Below are 20,905 nucleotides of genomic sequence, written 5' to 3'. Positions count from 1 at the left end.
AGAACCCTATCCATGGATACAATAAGAAAATGTGTTCATGGATAGGGTTTTTTATTTACTTAGAAAAGTATAATTTTTTTTAAGAGATTAAGCATCTGGAGTAGGGTGCGAACTGTTTATGATTTTTTGAAAAAAGTTAATGAAATATTAAATAGCCTATTGATTTTTTCTGAAAGGGATATATAATAGAGGTATAAGACATCAGACAACGGATAATAAATAGAGGCAAACTATTTTAGGAGGGAAATCATATGAAAAGAATGGAAATTATTCAGCAAATTGCAGAAAGTGGTGTAGTTGCTGTAATCAGAGCAGAATCCAAAGAACAAGGAATGAAAATGATAGAGGCAGTAAAAAAGGGTGGAATTAAAGCATTAGAAATTACAATGACCGTGCCAGGAGCTGTAGATATTATCAAAGAGCTTTCAGAAATGTATAAAGATGAAGATGTAATTATTGGAGCAGGAACAGTACTTGATCCAGAAACAGCGAGAGCTTGTATTTTAGCAGGTGCAAAATATATTGTAAGTCCAGCTTTAAATCTTGAAACAGTAAAATTATGTAATCGATATAGAATCGCTGTAATGCCTGGAATTATGACCGTTACAGAAGCTTTAACAGCATTTGAAGCAGGCGTCGAAATTGCTAAGGTGTTTCCAGGAAATGCATATGGTCCATCTATTATCAAAGCATTCAAAGGGCCTATTCCACAAGGAAACTTCATGCCAACAGGTGGTGTAAACTTAGCAAATGCAGCAGAGTGGATCAAAGCAGGAGCCGTTGCAATCGGAACAGGTGGAGATTTAACAAGTGGTGCGAAAACAGGAGATTATGCGCTAGTAACAGAAACTGCTAAAAAGTTCGTAGAAGCAGTAAAAAATGCGAGAGCTTAAGGAGGAATAGAAATGGCTAAAAAAGTTGTTACAATGGGAGAAATTATGTTAAGATTATCTACTCCAGGATACCAAAGATTTACACAAGCAGAATCTTTTGATGTCGTGTATGGTGGAGGAGAAGCGAATGTAGCTGTATCACTTGCAAACTACGGATTTGATGCACATTTTGTATCAAAGCTTCCAGAAAATCCAATTGGGCAAAGTGCAATTAATCATTTAAGAAGATTTGGTGTAAACACTGATTATATAGCAAAAGGTGGAGAACGTGTAGGGATTTACTACTTAGAGACAGGTGCATCTATGAGACCTTCAAAGGTTGTATATGATCGCGCAAATTCATCTATTGCAGAAGCTTCATCGAAAGATTTTGATTTTGATGCAATTTTTAAAGATGCAGCGTGGTTCCATTTCTCAGGGATTACGCCAGCGCTTAGTGAAACAGCTGCTGTTCTTACAGAAGAGGCGTTAAAAGCTGCAAAAAGAAACAATGTTACTGTAAGTGTTGATTTAAACTATAGAAAAAAATTATGGACACCAGAAAGAGCAAAAGAAGTAATGAGTAATCTAATGCAGTATGTTGATGTATGCATTGGAAATGAAGAAGATGCAGAAAAAGTATTAGGATTCAAACCAGGCGAAACAGACGTAACAAAAGGTGAATTACAGCTTGAAGGATACAAAGATATATTCAAGCAAATGAAAGAACAATTTGGATTTAAGTATGTAGTAACAACATTAAGAGAAAGTTATTCAGCATCTGATAATGGATGGTCAGCACTCATCTATAATGGAGAAGAGTTCTATCATTCTAAAAAATATGATGTGAGGATCGTTGACAGAGTGGGTGGCGGAGATTCATTTGCAGGAGGATTAATCTATGGATTACTTGCAAAGGATGACTTCAAACAAGCACTTGAGTTTGCAGTAGGGGCTTCAGCACTTAAGCATACAATTAATGGCGACTTTAACCTTGTAACGGTTGACGAAGTAGAAACATTGATTCAAGGAGATGCATCAGGAAGAGTACAAAGATAATACTTTTTAATATTTGTTCCCCATAAATTAATATAGATTAAAAAACAGCATTTGCTATATATAGCAGATGCTGTTTTTTAATCTATATTCATTATTGACGAAATATGTAAGTTCATGTATACTAATATTGAACTGATATATCAGTGCGATATGTTTTTAATATCAAAGGAAAATGTTTTCACTTTTGTACTCGTATTGCAGTTTTTTTATGTGCAGTGGCACAAAAAATACATATTAAGGGAGGAACAAGAACGTGAAAAAGAAGAGTATTATTTTAATGGTGGCTTTATTGGTATTATCTTTATTGACTGCATGTGGAGCTCCAGCTAAAGATGCATCAGAAACAGCGCAAAAGACTGAAGAGACTAAACCTGTTGTAATTCAAATAGGGTATGGAAATAATCCTGGTGAGCCAATTGACCTTGCCGCAAATGAGTGGAAGAAGCTTGTTGAAGAAAAGAGCAATGGAACGATGAAGATCGAGTTATTTCCATCAGCTCAACTTGGATCTAAAAATGATTTGATCGATCAAATGCTAGCAGGAGATTCAGTAATAACACTTGCTGATGGTGCTTTTTATGCAGATCGCGGTGTGAAAGATTTTGGAATTGTATTCGGACCTTATCTATTTGATAGTTGGGAAGAATGTTGGAAACTTACTGAGAGTGATTGGTATAAGGATCAAAGTGCCAAACTTGAAGAAAAAGGTTTAAAATTATTAGCTTCCAATTGGATGTATGGAGATCGTCATACACTTACAACAAAGCCTGTAAAATCCGTAGCGGACCTTAAGGGAATGAAGATCCGTGTTCCAGATAATACCATACAAATCAAAGGTTTTGAGGCTTTAGGTGCAACACCTACGCCTATGGCATTTGGAGAAGTTTATACAGCATTACAACAAGGTACAATAGATGGATTAGAAAATCCATTAACAGTTCTTTATAATGGAAAATTCCATGAAGTTGCGAAGTATCTAATATTAGATGCACACGTTAAAAACTTTACTACTTGGATTGCTGGTGCAGATTTCTTCAATACACTTACGCCAGAACAACAAGAAATTTTAATGGAAACAGGTAGAGAAGCGGGTATATATAACAATGAAATTCAAGAAAAATTGAATACGGAAGCACTAGAAAGTTTAAAAGCTGAAGGTGTTGAAGTGATTGATATTAATAAAGAAGAATTTAAAGAAGCTGCAATGAAGTTCTATTCTCTTCCAGAGATTACATCAGAATGGTCAGAAGGACTATATGATACTGTTAAAAAGGCTATGAAGTAAAGGATACATTTAGTACCCGGAGGCAATCATTGCCTCCGGATATTATGATTGAAAGGAGGAAATGCATGAAAACAAATCATAAAGGTTTTAATTATTTATTAAATATAGATATGCTTATTGCAAGCATTTCTTTAATAATACTGGTATTGATAACATTCTTTGGTGTCATCATGCGTTATTTCTTTAATGACCCTTTTGTTTGGTTACAAGAAGTTCAGCTTTGGTGTTTTACATGGGTTGTATTTTTTGGAGGAGGCGCAGCTTTTCGTAGTGGGAGTCATGTAGCCATTGATGTTTTAGTAGATCGTATGCCCCCTACTGCAAGAAAAATTGTAGAGATATTTGGATATCTGGTATCTATGTTTGTATTAGCCTATTTATTGGTGCATGGAACAAATCTTGTAAAACAATTATTTCATACGGGAAGAAATACAAATATATTACATACACCTTATCCTATCATATATGGGGCATTTCCAACAGGTTGCGTACTAATGATGATCAATTATAGTATGATTATGGCAAAATCATTATCAAATAAGTATGTGAATACAAGAGGTGGTGAATAAAAATGGAGATGAATGTTGTTGGTATAGCAGCTGTTGTTATGTTGGTATTTTTGTTTTTAAAAGTCCCTGTTTTTACTTCTGTTCTTTCGGGTTCAGTTGTATATTTTGCGCTTTCGCCAAATATACCTACACAAATTATTGCACAGCGTGTGATTGCTGGTATTGAGAGTATACCGCTTCTTGCAGTTCCATTCTTTATTTGTGCTGGTGTATATATGAATTATTCTGGTGTAACAAAGCGTGTTATGAACTTTGCTGAAGCACTTACAGGCCATATGTCAGGAGGGCTTGCACAGGTAAATGTATTGTTATCTACTTTAATGGGAGGTTTATCAGGATCTAATCTCGCAGATGCAGCAATGCAGGCAAAAATGTTAGTTCCTGAAATGGAGAAGAAAGGGTTCACAAAAGAATTTTCTTCAGTAGTTACGGCTTCTTCTGCAATGATTACACCTTTAATTCCACCAGGAATTGCAATGATTATTTATGGATCTATAGCAAATGTTTCCATTGGTAAATTGTTTATAGCGGGTATTGGACCGGGGATATTACTATGTGGATCTATGATGCTACTAGTATCTATTATTTCTAAAAAACGTGGATATAAACCGGTAAGAGAAAAGTTTATAGCGCCAAAAGAATTTATGGTTGCATTAAAAAATGCAGCATTGCCACTTTGTTTACCAGTCATTATTATTGGCGGGATTCGTCTTGGTATATTTACACCAACTGAAGCGGGTGCTGTTGCGATCATATATTCACTAATGCTTGGGATTGTTTACCGTGAGATGACATTTAAAGACGCAGTAAGTGGGATAAAAGAAACGATCAATAGTACAGCATCTATTATGTTGATTGTGGGTGCAGCATCTGCATTTGCATGGATTTTAACAAAAGAACGTATTCCACAGCAAATAACGGAGTTAATTATAGAAATGATTTCTAATAAGTATATATTTCTTATGGTCGTTAATATATTTTTGATTTTTGTAGGCATGTTTATTGAAGGAAATGCATCGATGATTGTATTGGTACCTTTATTAGCACCCGTAGCGAAAGCATATGGGATCGATGAAATTCAATTTGCAATGATCTTTATATTTAATAGTGCTATTGGTTGTATCACCCCACCAATGGGGACACTCATGTTTGTAACATGTGGGATAACAAAGTGTAAAATTAATAATTTTATTAAAGAAGCGGTGCCATTTTATATCCTTCTTTTTATATGTCTGATGTTATTAACATTTGTTCCAGTGTTCTCAACAGGTATTGTTGATCTATTATACTAAATAAAATAGAGTAATATTTGTTATTATGACTTAAAAATTCATCCATCAATATTTAAAAGTATCAAAGAATGAGTATAAAATTAGTATAGATAGAAGGATCTTACAAAAAGACATACAGGATGTTATGAAATATAGTAAAATAATGATAAGTAAAGAGTCTCATACTAGGAAACAGAAAGAATAGGATAAGGATGCATAGATTATAAACTAAACTTTTAAGCATTAGATGGAGGAATTGAAAAGTGAATAGGATAAAAATTGATGAATTACCACTGAAAGAGAAAGCATATCGGTTGATTAAAGATAAATTAATTAAATGTGAGTTGATGCCGGGGATGGATATATCCGAAGAACAACTTTCAAAAGAAATTGGAAGCAGTAGGACGCCTGTTAGAGAAGCATTGCTAAGACTAGAACAAGAAAAACTTGTAAATATTTATCCTAGAAAAGGAATTATTGTATCTTATATAACGATTAAAGATATTTACGAAGTTTTTCAAATTCGAGAAATGATTGAAATACAATCTGCTAAAATTGTTTGTAAATCTATTGCTAGGGAAAAACTGATGGAATTTCAAGCTAGGTTTGACAAATTAGGAATAGAAGGAAATCTCATCAGTGAGAAAGAATTTTATGATTTAGATATTGAGTTTCATAAATATATTGTAGATAGTACAAATAATAATCGCTTAATTGAATTTATGAATAAAATTTATGATCAGGATTATAGAATTCGTGTAATGACTACGAGATCAGATGAACAGGAAAGAAAGAGAAATAGACCAGAACATCTAGGCATTATTAATGCTTTATTAGAAAAAAATGAAGATACACTAGAAAAAAAAATTCGAAAACATATAGAAAATGCACGGAGTGCTGCATTGAAAATTGTTTATTAAGCATATGTGCTTAATTGGAAGGGAAGGAATGATATTTATGGAACAAATGCGTGTTGTACATATAGAAGAAGCAGGGAAAATAGAAGTGATAGAGAAGCCGATCCCAAAGCCTAAAAAAGGTGAAGCTTTAATTAAAATAAAATATTGTGGGATTTGTGGATCAGACGTTGCAACATATACAGGAAATCAACCTTTTGCAAGTTATCCAAGAATTCCAGGTCATGAATTTTCAGCAGAAATTATAAAAATCGAGAAAAATGATTTAGGATTTAAAGAAGGGATGATTGTAACAGCAAATCCATATTTTAATTGTGGGAAGTGCTATTCTTGCAAAAGAGGAAAAGTGAATTGTTGTGAAAGCAATGAAACGATGGGTGTTCAAAGAGATGGTTCTTTTGCTGAATATATTACTATGCCGATTGAGAGACTTCGAGATGGAAAAGGATTATCAGCAAAGACATTAGCATTGATTGAACCTTTTTCTATAAGCTATCATGCAGTAAATAGAGGCGATGTTCAAAAGGGAGACAATGTACTTGTTATTGGATCAGGGGCTATTGGTATGTTTGCTATGATTGCTGCAAAATTAAGAGGTGCAAATGTATATATTTCAGATGTTTTTGATGGAAGACTTGAAAAAGCGAAAAAATTAGGCGCAAATGGCGTGATTAATGCAAATAAAGAAAACTTAGAAGAACGGGTAAAAGAAATTACAAACGGCAATGGTATGGATGTATGCATTGAAGCAGTTGGACGTCCAGAAACCTTCTTAAGTTGCATAGAGAATGCTGCTTTTGGTGCAAAAATCATTTTAATTGGAAACGGTAAAATGGAGACAACTTTTAATCATTCTATCTTGCTTAAAAAAGAGTTAGATGTTTATGGATCAAGAAATAGTTTAAATGACTTTAGACCACTGATTGATTTAGTAGCAGAAGGAAAAGTAGAGATTGACCCAATGATTACAGATGAATTTGAATTAGATAAAGTGACAGATGCATTTGAAACATTAATTCATAATGACGGGTCAAAATTAAAAGTCGTTGTAAAATTTGACTAAGGGTAGGGGGCGAGGAAATGAGATTAGGAAGAGAAATACATAAAAAGGAAAAACATGCAGAAAGAATTTTGCAATTCGGAGAAGGAAATTTTTTAAGAGCATTTGTGGATGGAATGATCGATAAGATGAATAAAGAAGCAGACTTTAACAGCAGTGTAGTTGTGATACAACCATTAAAGGAAGGTCTTGTGGATAAATTAAATGAACAAGATGGATTATATACACTTTATTTAAATGGCATTAAGGATGGAGAAGTGGTTAGTGAACATACGGTAATTGAAGCGATTAGCCGTGCTATTAATCCGTATGATGCATATGAAGGGTACTTAGAAGTAGCCAAAAATCCAGAACTAAGATTTATTATATCAAATACGACAGAAGCAGGTATTGCATTTGATGAAAAAGATAGATTAGAAGATCGTCCACAAAATAGCTATCCAGGAAAATTAACAGCGCTTTTATACGAAAGATATAAAGCTTTTGATGGAGATAAAAACAAAGGACTTATTTTGATTCCTTGTGAATTGATTGAAAAAAATGGAGAAAAACTAAAAGAAATTATTCTTAAATACGCAAAACTTTGGAATTTAGAAGAAGGATTTATAAAATGGATGCATGAAGCAAACACTTTTTACAATAGCTTGGTAGATAGAATTGTCCCAGGATATCCAAGAGATAAAATGGAGAAAATTACAAAGGAACTAGGTTATGAGGATCAATTGGTGGTAGAAGGAGAACAGTTTCATCTATGGGTGATTGAAGGTCCTCAGTGGATTAAAGAAGAACTACCAGCAGAGAAGTGTGGACTCAATGTGATCTTTACAGATGATTTAACCCCTTATAGAACAAGAAAGGTAAGAATATTAAATGGTGCACATACAAGCATGGTACCTGTATCTTTGCTATATGGAATAAAAACAGTAAGAGAAACAGTGGAAGACCAAGTAATGGGACGTTTTGTAAAAGAAGCAATTTATGATGAAATTGTACCAACCCTTGATCTACCAAAGGAAGAATTAGATTATTTTGCAAATGCTGTATTGGATCGTTTCAAGAATCCATTTATCAAGCATTTCTTAATGAGTATTTCGCTCAATTCTAATTCTAAATATGAAACAAGAGTGCTTCCTTCTGTCCTTGAGTATAAAAAACGTACAGGTGAATTGCCAAACAAATTAGTGTTTTCGTTAGCATCAATGATGTACTTATTTAAAGGAGAAATCAATGGAGAAGTAGTAGCATTAAAAGATAGCCCAGAGATCCTAGATATGTATGAAAAGCTTTGGGGTGCATATGATGTTACAGAAGAAGGATTAAGAAACATTGTAACCACTGTACTTGCGCAAGAAAAAATTTGGAAGATAGATTTAAATAAAGTAGAGGGACTTACAGATAAAGTTACTTATTATTTATCACAAATAGAGAAAAATGGAGTACGAAAAGCCCTAAATGAGGTGATGTAATGAAGCCATATATCCAAATCAATGGAAAAGACAATGTGGTAGTTGCACTTAAGGATTTAGAAAAAAATACTGTCTTGACAGTAGAAAATGAAGAAATCCAGTTAAAACAAGCTGTTAAAAGAGGCCATAAGATTGCTTTAGTAGATATCAAAAAAGAGGATGATGTTATAAAGTATGGCTATGCTATTGGCTATGCTATAAAAGAGATTGGAGTAGGTGAGTGGGTGCATACCCATAATACAAAAACCAATTTAGATGGCGTTTTAGACTATACTTTTAATCAAAATATAGCATCATTAAATACAGAAAATAAAAATCTTGCTTTTAAAGGATACAAAAGAGAAGATAAAAAAGTAGGCATAAGAAATGAATTGTGGATTGTACCTACAGTAGGTTGCGTCAATGGCATTGGTGAATTAATCATTAAAAAATTCAGAGAAGAAGTGAATACAGAAAAAATTGATGGGGTAGAAGTATTTAAGCATAATTATGGATGCTCTCAGCTTGGAGAGGACCATAAAAATACAAGAACGATCTTAGGAAATATGGTAAAGCATCCAAATGCAGGCGGTGTTTTGGTATTAGGACTTGGCTGTGAAAACAATTATATGGAAGCCTTTAAAGAAAGCTTAGGAGAATATAATAAAAATAGAGTAAGATTCTTAGTGGCACAAGAAGTAGATAATGAAATTGAAGAAGGTGTAAAGCTTTTAAAAGAATTGTATGAAAATATGATGAAAGACAAAAGAGAAGAACTTCCTTTATCAGAACTAAACATTGGACTAAAATGTGGAGGATCTGATGGACTCTCAGGGATTACAGCAAACCCATTACTTGGTGCATTTTCAGATTTTTTAATTGCACAAGGAGGAAGCACAATTCTTACGGAGGTTCCAGAGATGTTTGGTGCAGAAACGATTTTGATGAATCGATGTATCAATGAAGAGGTGTTTGACAAGACGGTACATTTAATTAATGATTTTAAAGAATATTTTATATCACATAATCAAGTTGTATACGAAAATCCATCACCAGGGAATAAAGCTGGAGGAATCACAACTCTTGAAGATAAATCATTAGGATGTACACAAAAAGGGGGAGATGCCCCTGTTATGGATGTACTAAGATATGGGAAAATATTAAAAACAAAAGGGTTAAACTTACTGAGTGCTCCTGGAAATGACTTAGTTGCTGCAACAGCTCTAGCAGCATCAGGATGCCATATGGTGCTTTTCACAACAGGTAGAGGAACACCTTTTGGAAGCTTTGTGCCCACTATGAAAATTGCTACAAATTCACAACTATATAAACAAAAGACACATTGGATTGACTACAATGCAGGGGTTTTAGTAGAAGACAAAGGAATGGACGAGGTTTTAGAAGATTTTATTGATTATATAATAGAAGTGGCTAGTGGTACATTTGTAAATAATGAAAAAAATGATTTTAGAGAAATGGCTATTTTTAAAACAGGCGTTACAGTGTAAGTACATTTGGTCAAGGACAAAAAATCGTTAAGGTTAAAAAAACCTTAACGATTTTTTAGTATAGGACTAAACTTTTGAATCAGTTTCTTTTCTAAATTTAGTGGGTGTGACGTTGTATGCTTTCTTGAAAAGATCATAGAAATGATTCGAATTTCCAAAAGTACATCGAGTGTTTTTTACTAATTATATATTGATTTTTTCGAAAATTGGTATATAATTTAAATATAATGACAGACATCAGACAACTACAACTACAACTAAAATATTGAAAAATAATTATATACAAAATAACTAGGAATAAATATATCTGGAAGGAGCGGGAATATGGAGGTTATAACCTTTGGAGAAACGATGGTACTTTTTAATCCGGATTCTACTGGGCCATTAAGATATGTGCATAGTTTTAGCAAATCTATAGGAGGAGCAGAATCTAATGTGGCTATAGCCCTTTCACGATTAGGACATGAAGCAGGATGGTTCTCGCGACTTGGCAATGATGAATTTGGTAGATATATTAAATCAGTTATAAGAGGCGAAGGGGTAGATATTTCACGGGTAGTTGAAGATCGTGAGAAAAGTACAGGACTTCTTTTTAAAGAAAGATTTGCCCATGTTGATCCAAATATTTATTATTATCGAAAAAATTCTGCTACAAGTAATTTAAGTGTAGAAGATTTAGATTATGAATATATCAAAAAAGCAAAAATACTCCATATTACAGGAATCACTTTAGCACTATCAAAAAGTGCGAGAGAAACAGTATATAAAGCAATAGAGGTTGCCAAAGAGGGGAATGTACTTATTTCTTTTGATCCGAATATAAGACTGAAATTATGGCGTATTGAAGAGGCGCGCCAAGTACTTTTAGATGTAGCAAAAAAGGTAGATATTATATTTCCTGGAATTTCTGAAGGTGAGCTGTTATTAGGTATCGATGATCCTAACGAGATTGCAAAAAAATTCCTTGAGATGGGTTGCAAAATAGTAGCTGTGAAGTTAGGAAAAGAAGGATGTTATGTTGCAAGTAATAACGAAGAACAATTCGTAAAAGGATATGTTGTTGAAAAATTTGAAGATACAGTTGGAGCAGGAGATGGATATGCAGCAGGGTTTTTATCTGGGGTGTTGAAAAAATCAAGTTTGAAAGAATGTGCCCAGTTGGCAAATGGCGTAGGGGCTATGGCAACTTTAGTAAGAGGGGATATGGAAGGATTTCCAACAATTTCACAAGTGATGCAGTTTATGGGCAAAGAAAAACATATTGATCGATAGGAGGAATTAACTATGTTAACAATGGAACATATAGGAATTTGTGCAAAAGATACAATGCGTTTAAAAGATTGGTATGTGAAAGTATTTGATTTTAAAATTGTTTATGACAATAAAAAAGAAAAACCAACCTATTTTCTTTTGATGGAAGATGAAAACATGATAGAAATCTATCCAATGGAGCATGCTGTTGCGCCAAAAGATACAAAAAAATATCAAGGAATTCGCCATATAGCCTTTGGAACAGATCAAATAGAAAAAGAATATGAAAATCTTCTAAAGAATGATGTGGAAATCATTGAAGAATTGACTACAAGCTCAAAAGGCATTAAAACAGCATGGTTTAAAGATTTAGAAGGGAATATCATGCATTTTATCCAAAGACCAGAGCCTTTGTATTAGTATAATGATGACATGGCAAAAACATAATTTGCGAATATAAAATATAGTGTTTTAATACAAAACATCCAATCATAAAAATGATTGGATGTTTTGTATTAATGAACTTCTTGAAGTTCACTCACGAGTACATTTTTTTCACCAGACATAGCTCTTACATAAGCTGTATTGGTACTTGGATCTAATTTTTCAATCCAAATAGACTCCCCGTTGTGAAATACGGTAATGCTTTTAGTGGATTGAAATATTTCTTGTGCTCTTTGAATGTTCATAGTGTATCTCTCCTTTGTATTTTGAGTTTATAAATTTAATGTTATTATCTGAAGTTGATGATACGAATTTCATTAAAAAGATTTTTATGTTTTTAGTTTTTCAATAGCCAAAGGCTTATATACATAAATAGAAAAAGATTTTTGAGCAGCTACGATAGGAGCGTGTGAATTTTTTATAATCAATGTGGTATAATATGTGATAGTTAAAAGGAAAGGGAGAAATGAAATGATCCGTATAAATGAAGTGAAATTATCACTAGATGAAAATCAAAACATTTTGAAAGAAAAAATAGGAAAGAAGTTAAAGGTAAAGCCAGAAGAAATTATTGACTATAAAATCTTTAGAGAATCCATAGATGCTAGAAAAAATAATATCTCTTTCGTATATACAATTGATGTGATGCTTAAAAATGAAGCGCATGTTTTAAAGAAAAACAAAGAAGTAAAAAAGAGTCCAAGGCTAACGTATGAGGATGTAGAGGCAGGAGACGAAAGACTTATACATAGGCCGATAATAGTGGGTATGGGCCCTGCTGGCATGTTTGCAGGATTAATCCTTTCTCAAAGGGGATACAATCCTATATTATTAGAACGAGGACAAGATGTAGATACGAGAAGCAAAGATATAGACCATTTTTGGAAAATGGGCAAACTCAATCCAGCGTCTAATGTACAGTTTGGGGAAGGGGGAGCGGGGACTTTTTCTGATGGAAAATTAACCACAAGAATCAAAGATATAAGATGTAGAAAAGTATTAGAGGAGTTTATAAATGCGGGTGCACCAAAAGAAATATCCTACGTGCAAAAGCCTCATATTGGTACGGATATTTTAAAGAATGTTGTGAAAAATATGCGAAAAACCATAGAGGATTTAGGCGGAGAAGTTCGATTTGGAAATAAAGTAACAGACTTCTTTATAGAAAATGGGGCAATTAAAGGACTAGAGATTAATGGAAATGATAAAATAGATGCACAAGAAGTAATATTAGCTATAGGCCATAGTGCAAGAGATACTTATGAAAACTTACATGAAAGAGGAGTGAAAATTAGACAGAAGCCTTTTTCTATTGGTGTAAGAATTGAACATCCACAACATGTAATTGATCATGCGCAATATAAGGAATTTGCAACACATCAACGATTAGGTGCTGCTGATTATCGACTGACTTATCAGACGGTAAAGGGAAGAGCTGTTTATACATTTTGTATGTGTCCAGGAGGAAGTGTTGTTGCAGCAGCTTCAGAGGAAAAAAGGCTTGTAACAAATGGTATGAGTGAATATAGGCGGGATCAAGAAAATGCCAATAGTGCCTTGCTTGTGCAAGTAAATACAGATGATTTTGGAAGTGATCATCCATTAGCAGGGGTAGCATTTCAACGAAAATGGGAGCAGGAAGCTTATCTTTTGGGAGGTAGTAATTTTTGTGCGCCAGTACAATTGGTGGGTGATTTTTTAAGAGGCGAAGCATCATGCGAGATAGGAGCAGTAAAACCTTCGTATTTACCAAATGTGAAGCTAGCAAATTTAGAGAAATGCCTTCCGGGTTTTGTGATAGAATCAATGAAAGAAGCTATTGTTGAAATGGATAAAAAATTAAAGGGATTTGCAATGAACGATGCAGTGATGACAGGGGTGGAAACAAGAAGCTCTGCGCCAATTCGGATTGAAAGAGATGTGGATACCTTAGAAAGTTTAAACGTAGAAGGACTGTATCCTATCGGAGAAGGTGGCGGATATGCAGGAGGAATTGTTTCTGCTTCGGTAGATGGCATAAAAGTAGCTGAAATGATTATAAAAAAATATAGGTCTTTAGAGAAATAACCAGCATATTGCTGGTTATTTTTATAGAAAAATTGTAAAATGAGCACCTATTTTCTTTAAGATGCTATTCTATAGAATACAGCGTTTCTTCTTTAGATAGATAAAATATTGCATTTTACACGTATGGTACAGACTTAAGAATAAATTCAAATATTTTGAAATTTTAGAAGAACTATGCACGAAAATGATAAAGGCAACATACTATATAATGAAATCGTAAAAGTCAGTGTACTAGCCTTTTTAAGGGAGGGAATTCAATGGAAGATAACAAAAGGGAGGAACTGAATTTGCAAAAGGCAGATGCAGAAGTGTTAGATCTAAAAGTGTTGGAAGAAATAAAGGATAAAAATATAGAAAAACCGAATACTACTTTAGCAAATATGATTACGAGCCTGTTTAGTAATGATAAGATTCTTCCGATTCTATTATTTACTTTATTAGCAAAAGAAGAAAAAAAAGAAGTCAAATCTTATTTGGGAGATCAATTAAAAGGAGTACTTGGAAAAGCTGAAAATATGCTAGATATTATGTATGCATTAGATGGATATGCAAAAAATAGATCTGTATCTGCCAATACTTATAATGAAACAGAGCATCAAGAAGCAAAGAGCGTAATTGAAGTATTAGAAGTGATAAGACCACATGTACATGGGAAGGGAGGGAAAAAAATAGATCAAGCACTTATGGTAAATGATAGAATACATCGGTTAAAGGAAAATGCTAAGAATAAGAAAAATATTATAAATGAGTTTGAAAATCTTACAGATATATTAGAAATACTAGAATTTAATGAAGGATATGAAATAAGAGAAGTGTTGAATAAGGCAAAGGATATTATTGAAATTATGAAACGATAGAAGTTTCTGCAATACGCAGAAACTTTTATTTTTTTAAAAATTAATTTTTAGAGGAATACTATAAATGTAAAGTTATTTGTTTTGTACTTTATAAAGTTTGCATGAATAGATCGAGTATTTGATTTTAGATTTTCGTTTTTCATTTGAAACTTTCGGTATGTGATGATATGTATAAAAAAATTTATTCTGAATGGGTATTGACACAGATAGAAAAATATACTAAAATGATATTAAAGATACACCCCTATAGGGAGGGGGATATACAAAGAGGAGGTTAGGATATGTATATGCATATTTCTGAAAAAGCACAAGAAAATATAAAAAAGCAATTAGAAGATAAAAATAGAAAAAATACATTTTTAAGGATTTTTGTCAAAGGTATTGGATGAGGTGGTCCAACATTTGGAATAACCCTGGAAGGGTCAAAGGATGATGAAAAGGATTATTATGAAGAAGTAAACGGATTAAAAATAATCGTAGAAAAAGATTTGCTAAATCAATTTAAAGATTTTACGGTGGATTACTCAGCTGGATGGCTTCATAAAGGATTTACAATTATAGCGGGAAGAGGAGGTTCCTCTTGTTCTTAAAGGAGTGAGAAAATGGCTACAAAAAAATCGCATCAATCATGGTCATGGATTTTAATGGTTTTATTTATTACATTGTCCATTGTTGATATACGTTTTGGATTGTTAGGATTTGTCTGTATCGGTGCACCTATTTATCATGCGCTAAGAGGTGATGGGAAGATTCATTGTTCAAAATATTGTCCGAGAGGATCTATACTGGCTAAATTTCTTCAAAATATAAGCTTTGAAAATAATTTGCCTAAATCATTTAGAGGGAAAAGAGCAAAAAATACATTATTAACAGTAATGATGGTGATGTTTAGCATATCTTTATACCATGCTTTTCATCAACCAGATATTATAAAAGCTGTAGCCTTTGGTGTTTTTAGATTAATGATGGTATCATTAGTACTAGGTGTGATGATGGGGGTTATATTTAAACCAAGAAGTTGGTGTCAAGTTTGCCCGATGGGTCATGCGACAGGGTTAATCAAAGAAAGTAAAGATAAAAAAATAAAGAGTACAACGAAAGAATTGAAATAAATAATTTAAATTTATGAATAAATCCACATGATAGTGGGTATAGAATAATAGTAAGTATAAAATTAAGGGAGGAATTTCACATGAGTAAAAATGTAGTAGTATATTCAAGTGATACATGTGTATACTGTAAAGATGCAAAGGACTATCTTCATTCAATAGGTGTTGCATATACAGAAAAAAATGTTTCTACAGATATGGTTGCTAGAAAAGAATTGATGAAAAAAGGATTTATGGGTGTACCTGTTATTGAAATAGAAGGAGAAACCATCCAAGGGTTTGACAAAGAAAGATTAGATGATTTATTGAAATAATGTAGATATAAAGACCGTGTTATGATGAAAATCGTAGCACGGTCTTTTGAATTATAAGAAATTATAATGAATGGGTTTAAAATTTATCCAAATTGTAAAGAATGTTATAGGAGACAAAAGATAGAGAGGAAAGGTCTATATGAAAATAGGTATCCCTAGAGGATTGTTGTATTACTATTACTACCCTTTGTGGAGGAAGTTCTTTGAAACTTTAGGTGCACAAGTGTTAATATCTAAAAAAACAAATAAAAAAATTGTAGATAATGGTGTAAAAAATACAGTAGATGATGCGTGTCTACCTATAAAGGTATATATTGGACATGTGATGGATTTGAAGAATCAGGTTGATTTGATCTTTGTACCTAAAATGATGAGTATTCATAAAGATGAATATATTTGTCCTAAATTTTGTGGTTTACCAGAAATGGTAAGGAGTGGTATAAAGGATTTACCTCAAATGATTGATACCACAATAGATTTTCATAAGTCAAAGAAGAAATTATCGAAAACTGTATATGAAATGGGTAATTATATTACAAAGGATCGAAAAAAAATTGACTTTGCTTTTGAAAAAGCTTTAAAGGAACATGAAAGCTATAAAGTGCAAATAAAAAATGGGATGTTGCCTATTGATTTAGAGGATCATAAAATTTTTAAAAATATCAATCTTCATAGACGAAAGGTTAAGATCCTTTTATTAGGGCATCCTTATAATATTTATGATGCTTATCTTAGTATGAATATCATTGAAAAATTAAGAGAGCATAATATGGATGTGATTACCCAAGATAGTTTTGATACGAAAGTAATGAATGAAAAGGCAGCGATCATGGATAAAAAGATATTTTGGAGTTTTGGAAGAAAGGTAATAGGTGCTGCTTTTTACGCGATGGAGCAAAAAGATATTCAAGGGATTATTTATCTATCAAGCTTTGGCTGTGGGATAGATTCTGTGATTGCAGATATTATTGAACGTAGAACGAGAAGAAATTCAGATAAACCATTTATTCTACTTACTATAGATGAGCATACAGGAGAAGCGGGAATTAATACAAGGATCGAAGCCTTTGTAGATATGATTAAATGGAGGGGAAAAAATGAAAATAACTTTTCCACATATGGGAAAAACCTATCTACCCGTTAAAGCCATGTTTGATGATTTGGGGGTTGAATTTGTAGTACCTCCTAAAAACAGCAAAAAAACTTTAGAAATCGGCACAAAATATTCACCAGAATTAATTTGTTTACCTATGAAAATAAATCTAGGAAATTATATAGAAAGTATTGAAAAAGGTGCAGATACGATTATTGTAACAGGAAGCTGTGGTCCTTGTAGATATGGTTACTTTGTAGAAGTGGAAAAAGAGATATTAAAGGACTTAGGATATGATGCAGAATTTGTCGTATTAGAAGCACCTAATGGGAATAAAAAGGAATTTTTCAATCGTGTAAGCAAGGTTGCAAATACAAAAAATATGATGAAGATCGCAAATGCTTTAAAAAATGGCATCAAAGTACTAAGAAAATTAGATCGTGTTGAAGAAAGTATATTGAAACTTCGCCCTTATGAAAAAAATAAAGGGGAGATGGATCAGTTATACAACGCACTAATAAAAAGTTTAGAAAAAAGTACAGGTACTTATCAGATGGCCAAAGTGATTGACCAAACCCAAGAAAATATAGAATCTGTGAAACTTGATAAAAATAGAGAAATTTTAAAAGTTGGGATTATTGGAGAAATTTATACAATCATAGAAGATTTTGCAAATATCGATATTGGAAAAAAATTAAATGAACTTGGCGTAGCGGTGCATAAATCTCACACTGCGTCTGGGTGGATTTTTGAACATCTTTTTTATAATAATATAGGTAGTACGAGAGAAAAAAAAGTATATAAAGCTGCAAATCCATATATGAAGACAATGGTAGGCGGACATGGCAGAGAGACCATAGGCAATGCCATTTTGTATGCAGAAGAAGGGTATGATGGTGTCATACAGGTAATGCCTTTTACTTGTATGCCTGAGATTGTTGCTATGAGTTTATTGCCACAAATACAAAATGATAAAAATATTCCTATTTTAACATTGATTATTGATGAAATGACAGGCGAAGCAGGCTATGTTACAAGGCTTGAAGCATATATTGATTTGTTAAGAAACAGGAGGGGAAAACATAAAAATGAGAAAATGTTATCTTGGCGTTGATATTGGATCTGTAAGTACAAATATTATTGTAATGGATGCAGATGAACAGATATTAGATACATTATATATAAGAACCCAAGGAAAACCTATTGAGACAATCAAAAAAGGACTATCACAAATAAAGAATCGATTAGATAAGGACATTGAAATTTATGGGGTAGGGACTACAGGTAGTGGTAGACAGCTTGGGGGCATTATGATTGGGGCGGATGTAATAAAAAATGAAATAACAGCCCATGGTATTGCTGCACTAAACTTTGTACCTGATGTAAAAACAATCATAGAAATTGGGGGACAAGATTCTAAAATTATTCTTCTGCGAGATGGGGTATTGTATGATTTTGCAATGAATACAGTATGTGCTGCAGGAACAGGATCATTTATAGATCGGCAAGCAGAAAGACTAGACATACCTATAGAAGAATTCGGAAAATGGGCTTTGAAATCGAAATCAACTGTAAGAATTGCAGGAAGATGTGCTGTTTTTGCAGAATCAGATATGATCCACAAACAGCAGCTAGGACACAATCAAGAGGATATTATTAATGGTTTATGTGAAGCACTTGTAAGAAACTACCTAAATAATCTAGGAAAAGGAAAAGAAATAAAATCTCCTGTAATATTTCAAGGAGGGGTTGCTGCAAATATAGGCATTAAAAGAGCCTTTGAGAAAATATTGGGGTATGAAGTCATGGTACCGCCACATGCAAATGTTATGGGTGCAATTGGCGCAGCGCTTTTGGCAAAGGAAGAAACAGCCAAAGCTGGCGAGAGCAAATTTAAGGGATTTGAGGTTGCTGATAGTAACTATACTGTGAAAAGCTTTGAATGTGAATATTGTCCAAATATGTGTGAAGTAGTAGAGTTTCGTAGAGATGAGAAAATGGTTGCAAGATGGGGAGATAAGTGTGGCCGTTGGAGCCATGATAAAACTGCAAAAGATGAAAAATTGGCATAGAAGAGTATATTTTATCGAATAAAAAGCTGTGGATCGGTTAACCATTCCACAGCTTTTTAGCGTTAAGGAAATAAATTTAAGAATCAATAATATTATAAATCAAAGATTCTAGGCACATATGTTGTGTTGAGTAGGTTTAATTGACTAGAGCCTATATTCTGTGATTTCTTCGCAGTATTCACACTGGTAGCTTAAAGTAGATGGGGATACTAGTTCAAACTTTGGTTTAACATAATCATCAAAATTTGTGATGCATCTTGGATTATGGCAAGAAAATAGGCCTTTCACTTTATTTGGAATGGCTACTTTCTTTTTTTGAGTCAATGCACCATCTTCAATAATATTTACACTAATATTGTGATCAATAAGTCCTAAGAAGTCTAAATCGATATCAATATTATTTTCGATTTTAATAATATCCTTTTTACCCATGAATTTACTCGGTACATTGATTAATAGTACAACTGGATAGTCTACTTGATCTAACATTAATTTGTTAAATATTTTCAAACCATTTCCAACAGTAATGTGGTCTAGCACGATGCCTTTTTGGATACTTGTAACTTCTAACATATTATTCCACCCCCAGTAATTTTGTGATCAGTGCCATTCGAATATATACACCAAGCTTTGCTTGTTCAAAATATACAGCACGTGGATCAGCGTCTACTTCATAGGCAATTTCATTTACTCTAGGCAATGGATGCATAATAATCATATCTTCTTTCGCAGCTTTTATTTTTTGTAAATCTAATATATAAGAATCTTTTAATCTATTATAATCAGCCTCATTGAAAAAACGTTCTTTCTGTATTCTTGTCATATATAATATATCTATTTCTTCAATGACTTCTTCTAGAAATCTTACTTCTTTGAGTTCAACATTATACTCGCGAAGAAGCTTGGTTTTGAGTGAGTCAGGTAAAGTGAGCTCTTCTGGTGAGACTAATATGAATTTTTTTATATTATATCGAGCAAGGGTTTTGATTAATGAGTGGACAGTTCTACCAAACTTCAAATCTCCACAAAATGCTACGGTTTGGTTTTCAAAAGAACCTTTATGCATGTTGATGGTTAATAAATCTGTTAAAGTTTGCGTCGGATGTTGATGCCCTCCATCTCCGGCATTGATGATCGGGATGTGTGCATATTGAGAGGCAAGCTTTGGCGCGCCTTCTTTAGGATGTCTCATGACTGCAATATCTGCGTATCCTGAAATCACGCTTATTGTATCTGCAATCGATTCACCCTTTGAAACGGAACTTGTATTTGCATCACTAAAACCTAATGTTTTTCCACCAAGTCTTAACATGGCAGATTCAAAACTAAGTCTAGTTCTAGTACTAGGTTCATAAAAGAGTGTAGCTAAAATCTTTCCTTTACATTTTTCACTATATTTTTCAGGAAAAGTATACATTTCTTTTGCAAGCGCTATGAGCGTATTTAGTTCTTCGATTGTAAAATCTTCAGGTTCAATAAGATGTTTGATAGGTTGAGGGATCATTTTTTTCCTCCTTTTTGATCTCGCAGTATCAGTTTAAAGGTATTTAAAAAGCCTTTTTACCATAAGGTAAAAAGGCATAAGGATATACATAACTTATTATATTTATATATAATCATTATTTTTCAGCCTTTTTAACCTCACTGGGTTAATTTAAAGGGCTATTTATTTACTTAAAGATTAACATATAGTATTTTATATGTCAATGAAA

21 protein-coding genes and 1 pseudogene are annotated in these 20,905 nt (G+C 33.0%); 18 read left to right on the top strand and 4 right to left on the bottom strand.

Going from position 1 to position 20,905, the window contains the following annotated elements; translation table 11 throughout:
• The first annotated feature begins 251 nt into the window (after window positions 1–251).
• From EV214_RS07965 to EV214_RS07925, 9 genes are all read left to right on the top strand, one after another.
• The gene (locus EV214_RS07965) at window positions 252–893 is read left to right on the top strand and encodes a bifunctional 4-hydroxy-2-oxoglutarate aldolase/2-dehydro-3-deoxy-phosphogluconate aldolase (protein WP_132244502.1); all 642 of its coding nucleotides are present in this window, start codon (window positions 252–254) and stop codon (window positions 891–893) included.
• A gap of 12 nt (window positions 894–905) precedes the next feature.
• A complete protein-coding gene (locus tag EV214_RS07960; RefSeq protein ID WP_132244500.1) occupies window positions 906–1,931 on the top strand; it encodes a sugar kinase in 1,026 nt (341 codons plus the stop codon).
• 253 nt (window positions 1,932–2,184) lie between these two features.
• Complete coding sequence (locus EV214_RS07955; protein WP_243116596.1) at window positions 2,185–3,216, top strand: C4-dicarboxylate TRAP transporter substrate-binding protein; 1,032 nt, start codon at window positions 2,185–2,187, stop codon at window positions 3,214–3,216.
• 65 nt (window positions 3,217–3,281) lie between these two features.
• Window positions 3,282–3,785 (top strand): TRAP transporter small permease, encoded by a 504-nt coding sequence (locus tag EV214_RS07950; protein WP_132244498.1) that lies wholly within the window; start codon window positions 3,282–3,284, stop codon window positions 3,783–3,785.
• Between the two features lie 2 nt (window positions 3,786–3,787).
• Entirely contained in the window at window positions 3,788–5,077 is a 1,290-nt protein-coding gene (locus EV214_RS07945; protein WP_132244496.1) for a TRAP transporter large permease, read from the top strand.
• Window positions 5,078–5,319: 242 nt separating this feature from the next.
• A complete protein-coding gene (locus EV214_RS07940; RefSeq protein ID WP_132244494.1) occupies window positions 5,320–5,976 on the top strand; it encodes a GntR family transcriptional regulator in 657 nt (218 codons plus the stop codon).
• A gap of 37 nt (window positions 5,977–6,013) precedes the next feature.
• The gene (locus EV214_RS07935) at window positions 6,014–7,036 is read left to right on the top strand and encodes a zinc-binding alcohol dehydrogenase family protein (protein WP_243116595.1); all 1,023 of its coding nucleotides are present in this window, start codon (window positions 6,014–6,016) and stop codon (window positions 7,034–7,036) included.
• Window positions 7,037–7,053: 17 nt separating this feature from the next.
• A complete protein-coding gene (locus EV214_RS07930) occupies window positions 7,054–8,499 on the top strand; it encodes a tagaturonate reductase (RefSeq protein WP_132244492.1) in 1,446 nt (481 codons plus the stop codon).
• A complete protein-coding gene (locus EV214_RS07925) occupies window positions 8,499–9,986 on the top strand; it encodes a UxaA family hydrolase (RefSeq protein WP_132244490.1) in 1,488 nt (495 codons plus the stop codon). Before EV214_RS07930 ends, EV214_RS07925 begins: the two co-directional genes overlap by 1 nt.
• A 66-nt stretch (window positions 9,987–10,052) precedes the next feature.
• Here the strand turns inward: EV214_RS07925 and EV214_RS19645 are convergent.
• Window positions 10,053–10,142 (bottom strand): annotated as a pseudogene (locus EV214_RS19645) (hypothetical protein); the annotation flags it as partial.
• A gap of 168 nt (window positions 10,143–10,310) precedes the next feature.
• Here EV214_RS19645 and EV214_RS07915 point away from each other — a divergent pair.
• Both EV214_RS07915 and EV214_RS07910 read left to right on the top strand, forming a co-directional pair.
• On the top strand, window positions 10,311–11,258 hold the full coding sequence (locus tag EV214_RS07915; RefSeq protein WP_132244488.1) for a sugar kinase: 948 nt from the start codon (window positions 10,311–10,313) through the stop codon (window positions 11,256–11,258).
• Window positions 11,259–11,270: 12 nt separating this feature from the next.
• The gene (locus EV214_RS07910) at window positions 11,271–11,657 is read left to right on the top strand and encodes a VOC family protein (protein ID WP_132244486.1); all 387 of its coding nucleotides are present in this window, start codon (window positions 11,271–11,273) and stop codon (window positions 11,655–11,657) included.
• Window positions 11,658–11,752: 95 nt separating this feature from the next.
• On the opposite strand, the gene EV214_RS07905 is transcribed toward EV214_RS07910, so the two are convergent.
• Window positions 11,753–11,926 (bottom strand): H-type small acid-soluble spore protein, encoded by a 174-nt coding sequence (locus EV214_RS07905; protein ID WP_132244484.1) that lies wholly within the window; start codon window positions 11,924–11,926, stop codon window positions 11,753–11,755.
• A 226-nt stretch (window positions 11,927–12,152) separates the two neighbouring features.
• Here EV214_RS07905 and EV214_RS07900 point away from each other — a divergent pair, with 226 nt between their 5' ends.
• From EV214_RS07900 to EV214_RS07870, 7 genes are all read left to right on the top strand, one after another.
• Window positions 12,153–13,748: an NAD(P)/FAD-dependent oxidoreductase gene (locus EV214_RS07900; protein ID WP_132244482.1), complete on the top strand. Its 1,596-nt coding sequence runs from the start codon at window positions 12,153–12,155 to the stop codon at window positions 13,746–13,748.
• Between the two features lie 257 nt (window positions 13,749–14,005).
• On the top strand, window positions 14,006–14,605 hold the full coding sequence (locus tag EV214_RS07895; RefSeq protein WP_132244480.1) for a hypothetical protein: 600 nt from the start codon (window positions 14,006–14,008) through the stop codon (window positions 14,603–14,605).
• 602 nt (window positions 14,606–15,207) lie between these two features.
• Window positions 15,208–15,717: a 4Fe-4S binding protein gene (locus EV214_RS07890; protein ID WP_132244478.1), complete on the top strand. Its 510-nt coding sequence runs from the start codon at window positions 15,208–15,210 to the stop codon at window positions 15,715–15,717.
• An 80-nt stretch (window positions 15,718–15,797) separates the two neighbouring features.
• Window positions 15,798–16,028, top strand: coding sequence for a glutaredoxin family protein (locus tag EV214_RS07885; protein ID WP_132244476.1), 231 nt, complete (start codon window positions 15,798–15,800; stop codon window positions 16,026–16,028).
• Window positions 16,029–16,167: 139 nt separating this feature from the next.
• Window positions 16,168–17,172, top strand: coding sequence for an acyl-CoA dehydratase activase-related protein (locus EV214_RS07880; RefSeq protein ID WP_132244474.1), 1,005 nt, complete (start codon window positions 16,168–16,170; stop codon window positions 17,170–17,172).
• Window positions 17,126–18,235 (top strand): 2-hydroxyacyl-CoA dehydratase, encoded by a 1,110-nt coding sequence (locus tag EV214_RS07875; protein WP_132244472.1) that lies wholly within the window; start codon window positions 17,126–17,128, stop codon window positions 18,233–18,235. Before EV214_RS07880 ends, EV214_RS07875 begins: the two co-directional genes overlap by 47 nt.
• Complete coding sequence (locus tag EV214_RS07870) at window positions 18,210–19,193, top strand: acyl-CoA dehydratase activase (protein WP_132244470.1); 984 nt, start codon at window positions 18,210–18,212, stop codon at window positions 19,191–19,193. The genes EV214_RS07875 and EV214_RS07870 overlap by 26 nt, the downstream gene beginning before the upstream one ends.
• A gap of 144 nt (window positions 19,194–19,337) precedes the next feature.
• Here EV214_RS07870 and EV214_RS07865 read toward each other — a convergent pair whose 3' ends face one another.
• Both EV214_RS07865 and pyrB read right to left on the bottom strand, forming a co-directional pair.
• Window positions 19,338–19,766: an aspartate carbamoyltransferase regulatory subunit gene (locus tag EV214_RS07865; protein WP_132244468.1), complete on the bottom strand. Its 429-nt coding sequence runs from the start codon at window positions 19,764–19,766 to the stop codon at window positions 19,338–19,340.
• A gap of 1 nt (window position 19,767) precedes the next feature.
• Window positions 19,768–20,697 carry an aspartate carbamoyltransferase gene (pyrB, locus tag EV214_RS07860; protein ID WP_132244466.1) on the bottom strand — a complete coding sequence of 310 codons (930 nt, stop codon included), beginning with the start codon at window positions 20,695–20,697 and terminating at the stop codon, window positions 19,768–19,770.
• Window positions 20,698–20,905: the final 208 nt, after the last annotated feature.

Origin of the sequence: Marinisporobacter balticus (assembly GCF_004345705.1) — a bacterium.
GTDB lineage: Bacteria > Bacillota > Clostridia > Peptostreptococcales > Thermotaleaceae > Marinisporobacter > Marinisporobacter balticus.
Note: the sequence above shows the minus strand (reverse complement) of the source record. Positions and strands in the feature narration are given on the sequence as shown.

Bases quoted from the DNA above. Each gene is read 5' to 3' on its own strand.
- EV214_RS07965 (WP_132244502.1), top strand. From the start codon at position 252: ATGAAAAGAATGGAAATTATTCAGCAAATTGCAGAAAGTGGTGTAGTT.
- EV214_RS07960 (WP_132244500.1), top strand. From the start codon at position 906: ATGGCTAAAAAAGTTGTTACAATGGGAGAAATTATGTTAAGATTATCT.
- EV214_RS07950 (WP_132244498.1), top strand. From the start codon at position 3,282: ATGAAAACAAATCATAAAGGTTTTAATTATTTATTAAATATAGATATG.
- EV214_RS07945 (WP_132244496.1), top strand. From the start codon at position 3,788: ATGGAGATGAATGTTGTTGGTATAGCAGCTGTTGTTATGTTGGTATTT.
- EV214_RS07935 (WP_243116595.1), top strand. From the start codon at position 6,014: ATGGAACAAATGCGTGTTGTACATATAGAAGAAGCAGGGAAAATAGAA.
- EV214_RS07930 (WP_132244492.1), top strand. From the start codon at position 7,054: ATGAGATTAGGAAGAGAAATACATAAAAAGGAAAAACATGCAGAAAGA.
- EV214_RS07925 (WP_132244490.1), top strand. From the start codon at position 8,499: ATGAAGCCATATATCCAAATCAATGGAAAAGACAATGTGGTAGTTGCA.
- EV214_RS07915 (WP_132244488.1), top strand. From the start codon at position 10,311: ATGGAGGTTATAACCTTTGGAGAAACGATGGTACTTTTTAATCCGGAT.
- EV214_RS07910 (WP_132244486.1), top strand. From the start codon at position 11,271: ATGTTAACAATGGAACATATAGGAATTTGTGCAAAAGATACAATGCGT.
- EV214_RS07905 (WP_132244484.1), bottom strand. From the start codon at position 11,926: ATGAACATTCAAAGAGCACAAGAAATATTTCAATCCACTAAAAGCATT.
- EV214_RS07900 (WP_132244482.1), top strand. From the start codon at position 12,153: ATGATCCGTATAAATGAAGTGAAATTATCACTAGATGAAAATCAAAAC.
- EV214_RS07895 (WP_132244480.1), top strand. From the start codon at position 14,006: ATGGAAGATAACAAAAGGGAGGAACTGAATTTGCAAAAGGCAGATGCA.
- EV214_RS07890 (WP_132244478.1), top strand. From the start codon at position 15,208: ATGGCTACAAAAAAATCGCATCAATCATGGTCATGGATTTTAATGGTT.
- EV214_RS07885 (WP_132244476.1), top strand. From the start codon at position 15,798: ATGAGTAAAAATGTAGTAGTATATTCAAGTGATACATGTGTATACTGT.
- EV214_RS07880 (WP_132244474.1), top strand. From the start codon at position 16,168: ATGAAAATAGGTATCCCTAGAGGATTGTTGTATTACTATTACTACCCT.
- EV214_RS07875 (WP_132244472.1), top strand. From the start codon at position 17,126: ATGAAAATAACTTTTCCACATATGGGAAAAACCTATCTACCCGTTAAA.
- EV214_RS07870 (WP_132244470.1), top strand. From the start codon at position 18,210: ATGAGAAAATGTTATCTTGGCGTTGATATTGGATCTGTAAGTACAAAT.
- EV214_RS07865 (WP_132244468.1), bottom strand. From the start codon at position 19,766: ATGTTAGAAGTTACAAGTATCCAAAAAGGCATCGTGCTAGACCACATT.
- pyrB (WP_132244466.1), bottom strand. From the start codon at position 20,697: ATGATCCCTCAACCTATCAAACATCTTATTGAACCTGAAGATTTTACA.